Genomic DNA, 4127 nt, shown 5'->3' on the forward strand with positions numbered 1-4127 from the left:
AGCGCCGGCCAGAGCAGCGACCAAGCCGAAGAAGCTGGCTGCCGGTGGCGGGAGCAGCAGTGATGAGTGGGAAGAGTTCTGAATCTCGAAGCCGCCCTGTTTTGTCTGTGAATACAAGCTAGTCAACGTGAGGATGGGCTGAGTATTAGGCCAAAATTCAATATTTTGGATTGTTGCGGATTGAAAAAAGGCGAGGTTTTTGGGAAAAAAAGCAGAGTTTTTCTGGAAGCTTGTATCGATAGGAAGCTTGTCTTTGGGTTGCCAAAGGGAGGGTGAATCACGGTAGTAGCATTTTTACGCTCCCATTTGGAAAGTTTGATTCTGAATTTTTTATTAATAAATGAGGGCATTAAAATGTTACTGGAAAATCTTAAAATCGGCTTGCGTTTGGGTATTGGGTTTGGCTTGATACTGCTGCTTTTGTTTTTCATCGCAGATGAAAGCATCACGGAGATGGATAAAATCCAGGGGAATCTGGATGGTATTGTCAACGTTAATAACCGCGAGTTAGCACTGGCAAATACTGTGGGCAGCAAAGTGCGTGATGTCTCGAGCTATACCCGCAACATTGTGCTGTTTACTGATCTGGCTGATCTTGATAAGGAACGCAGCAAAATCGAAGTGGCGCGTGCTCAATCTGCAGAGGCTGAAGCCAAACTGGAGAAGATGTTCAACGAGTTGCCGGGCACTCCTGAGGTTGAGAAGGCGCAGGTGTTTAAAATTAAGGAATCGCAAGAAGCGGCAATTCCGCTGATTGATCAGGTTATTGCATTGGCAACACAGGGGAAAAAACCTGAAGCGCTCACTCTGCTTATGACGCAAGCGGAGCCGGCCACGAGAAATTGGCTGGCCGAGGTTGAAAAGTTATTGGATATTAAGAAACAACTGAATGAGCAAACGCGTAAAGACGCCGAACAATCCTTTAATAGTATCCATAGGGTAATGTTGGGTTTAACAGCTTTTGCCCTGCTTCTAGGAGCATTAGTTGCCTGGCTGATCACGCGTTCAATCACCCACCCGATCAATCGAGCGGTGGAGATTGCCCAAACGGTGGCAGGTGGCGATTTAACCAGCCGCATCGAAGTGACTTCAAAGGATGAAACGGGTCAACTGCTGCAAGCACTCAAAGAGATGAACGACGGTTTGTCGAAGATCGTCAGTCAGGTGCGCAGCGGCACCGACACCATCGCGACCGCCACCAGCCAGATCGCCGCCGGCAACCTCGACCTGTCGTCGCGCACCGAAGAGCAGGCCAGTTCTCTTGAAGAGACGGCCAGTTCCATGGAAGAGCTGACCAGCACGGTAAAACAAAATGCCGAACATGCACGCCATGCCAATCAGCTGGTGATGTCCACATCCGAATTTGCAGTCAAGGGCGGCCATGTTGTCGGTCAAGTAGTCCACACCATGGCTTCCATCAAGGCCAGTTCCCGCAAGATATCCGACATCATTGGTGTGATTGACGGCATTGCCTTCCAGACCAACATCCTGGCCCTGAACGCAGCAGTTGAAGCTGCGCGCGCCGGCGAACAGGGCCGCGGTTTTGCCGTGGTTGCAGCAGAAGTCCGGAACCTTGCGCAACGTTCTGCCGGAGCCGCCAAGGAAATCAAGATATTGATTGGCGACTCTGTGGAAAAAGTGGATATGGGCAGCAAGCTGGTGGACGAAGCCGGCGAGACCATGGACGATATTGTCACCTCGGTGGAATTGGTGACGGAAATCATGAGCGGCATTGCCAATGCAAGCAAGGAACAAAGCTCCGGCATCGAGCAAGTCAACCAGGCCGTGAGCCAAATGGACGAAGTCACCCAGCAAAACGCTGCTCTGGTGGAAGAGGCTGCGGCGGCCTCTGAATCCCTGCAGGATCAGGCCGGCAAACTGGCACAAGTGGTCAGTATTTTCAAGCTGAGTGAAGACGGACAGGCTATAAGAGATTCGGACAACGATATTGCAGTCACGCGCAACCGGGAACGCCAAAAACTGAAGGAGGTGCCCACCAGACTGGGATCGAAACCCAAGAAACTGGCTGCTGGTGGCGGAGGTGGAGACTGGGAAGAATTTTGAGCAAGTTGACCGACGCCCAACTCAGGCTATTCCCGCAATAAGAGTTGGCATATCAAGCGGCGTCGGATTTTTTTGCGCCGCTTTCAGACTTCCATGACCCACCCTGATGGTTCATTAATCTGCGTGAAACGCTGCGGATTAATGAACGATGCGCATCGGTTTGGTTGGCGCCGCTCTGTTTGCATACGTCCACACAATATTCCCGTTTTCTCCTCAAGTTCCCTCTTCCGGATGTCGATAAAAAAGTAAGCCATGCGGATAAGTGGGGCGGTATCGGAAATTGGATCAGGCCGTGTGCGCCACGATCATGAATCCCGGTAACGGTAAATTAAATTTGGATTAATACGGGATTTTCATACATGAATATGAAGTTAAAAACCAAGATCATTGTGAGTATGGGTTTGGTGTTCCTGCTGTTCAGCGTGGCGATTGGTGTGGCATTGACAGGAATGCAGAGCACCAAGAGCAGGTTTGATAGTTTTCTGGGGCATGATCTTGCGCTCGCGCGAGCGGCAACCAGCATGTATGCCCATGGCCTGCAAATTGGCCAGGCAATGCGCAATGTCGTGATGGATCCAAGTAACAAACCCGCAACCAAACAATTTTATGAGGCAGGCAATGATTTCAAGGTCACTAATCAGCAGGCATTGTTGCTGGCGAAATCCAGCCCTGAAGACCTGAAAGCGCTGGAAGATATTGCCGCCTTGCGCGAGCAGCAGATACCGATCCAGGCCAAAATTATGTCGCTTGCGGGGACTAATACGGCCGCCGCCATCGAATCGGTCAGCAAGGAAGAAACCCCTGTCTGGCGCAAGATGCGGGAGCGCTTGCAAGACTACATCAAAATCAAGAACGTAGCCGTAGAAGAAACCAAGGCGGAGATGACCGCCTTTAGTCACCGTATGCTGATGATCACCCTGGGGCTGATGTTCGTAGCCGTGCTCGTGGGCGCAGCGATCGTATACTGGCTGATCCGTCACATCATGCAGCTATTAGGTGGTGAACCCGTCTATGCGGTCGAGGTGGCACAAGCGATCTCGATGGGTGATTTTTCCAGGAAAATCACCTTGGCAAGAGGCGACAGCAGCAGCCTGCTGTTTACCATGAACGCGATGCGCGAGCATTTGACCCTGACCATCGGCGACATCCGCCAGTCCACCGAGACCATTGCTGTTGCCTCACGCCAGATCGCCTCTGGCAACGCGGACCTGTCAGCGCGTACCGAATCGCAGGCCAGTTCCCTGGAAGAGACCGCCAGCTCCATGGAAGAACTCACCAGCACCGTCAAACAGAACGCCGAGAACGCGCGTCAGGCCAACCAACTGGTGGTGTCGGCCTCCGATGTCGCAGTCAAGGGCGGCAAAGTAGTAGGCCAAGTGGTTGACACCATGACCTCCATCAAAGACAGCTCGCGCAAGATCGCCGACATCATCAGCGTGATCGACGGCATCGCCTTCCAGACCAACATCCTGGCCCTGAACGCAGCAGTCGAAGCTGCACGCGCCGGCGAACAGGGACGCGGCTTTGCCGTGGTGGCCGCCGAAGTACGCAACCTGGCACAACGCAGTGCCGGTGCTGCCAAGGAAATCAAATCATTGATCGAAGACTCCGTCGACAAAGTCGACGTAGGCGGCAAACTGGTAGACGAAGCCGGCAAGACCATGGAAGAGATCGTCAACTCGGTCAAACGCGTCACCGACATCATGAGCGAGATCGCCGCGGCCAGCCAGGAACAGAGCTCCGGCATCGAACAAGTCAACCAGGCCGTAGGCCAGATGGACGAAGCCACCCAGCAGAACGCCGCGTTAGTGGAACAGGCTGCGGCTGCAGCCGAAAGCCTGCAAGACCAGGCGGGCAAACTGGCGCAGGCGGTGAGCGTGTTCAATCTGGGTGAGGGAAGCCAGCAAGCGCGTCATGAACCGAGAGACATCCCGGTATTGCACGACCAGGTCAAATCCAAGCCCAAGGCAGCGCCGGCCAGAGCAGCGACCAAGCCGAAGAAGCTGGCTGCCGGTGGCGGGAGCAGCAGTGATGAGTGGGAAGAGTTCTGAATCTCGAAGCCG

General features: G+C 53.4%; 2 protein-coding genes. Both read left to right on the top strand.

The genetic code is table 11. The features are described 5' to 3' along the window. Positions 1 to 354 precede the first annotated feature (354 nt). Positions 355 to 2064: a methyl-accepting chemotaxis protein gene (locus EI185_RS17370; RefSeq protein WP_124706409.1), complete on the top strand. Its 1710-nt coding sequence runs from the start codon at positions 355 to 357 to the stop codon at positions 2062 to 2064. Between the two features lie 365 nt (positions 2065 to 2429). Further along, entirely contained in the window at positions 2430 to 4115 is a 1686-nt protein-coding gene (locus EI185_RS18400) for a methyl-accepting chemotaxis protein (protein WP_124706410.1), read from the top strand. Positions 4116 to 4127: the final 12 nt, after the last annotated feature.

It is taken from the genome of Sulfuriferula multivorans, assembly GCF_003851125.1.
Taxonomy (GTDB): domain Bacteria; phylum Pseudomonadota; class Gammaproteobacteria; order Burkholderiales; family Sulfuriferulaceae; genus Sulfuriferula; species Sulfuriferula multivorans.

What these genes read in the sequence shown, in the direction of transcription:
- EI185_RS18400 (WP_124706410.1), top strand. Translation starts at nt 2,430, where the DNA reads ATGAAGTTAAAAACCAAGATCATTGTGAGTATGGGTTTGGTGTTCCTG.
- EI185_RS17370 (WP_124706409.1), top strand. Translation starts at nt 355, where the DNA reads ATGTTACTGGAAAATCTTAAAATCGGCTTGCGTTTGGGTATTGGGTTT.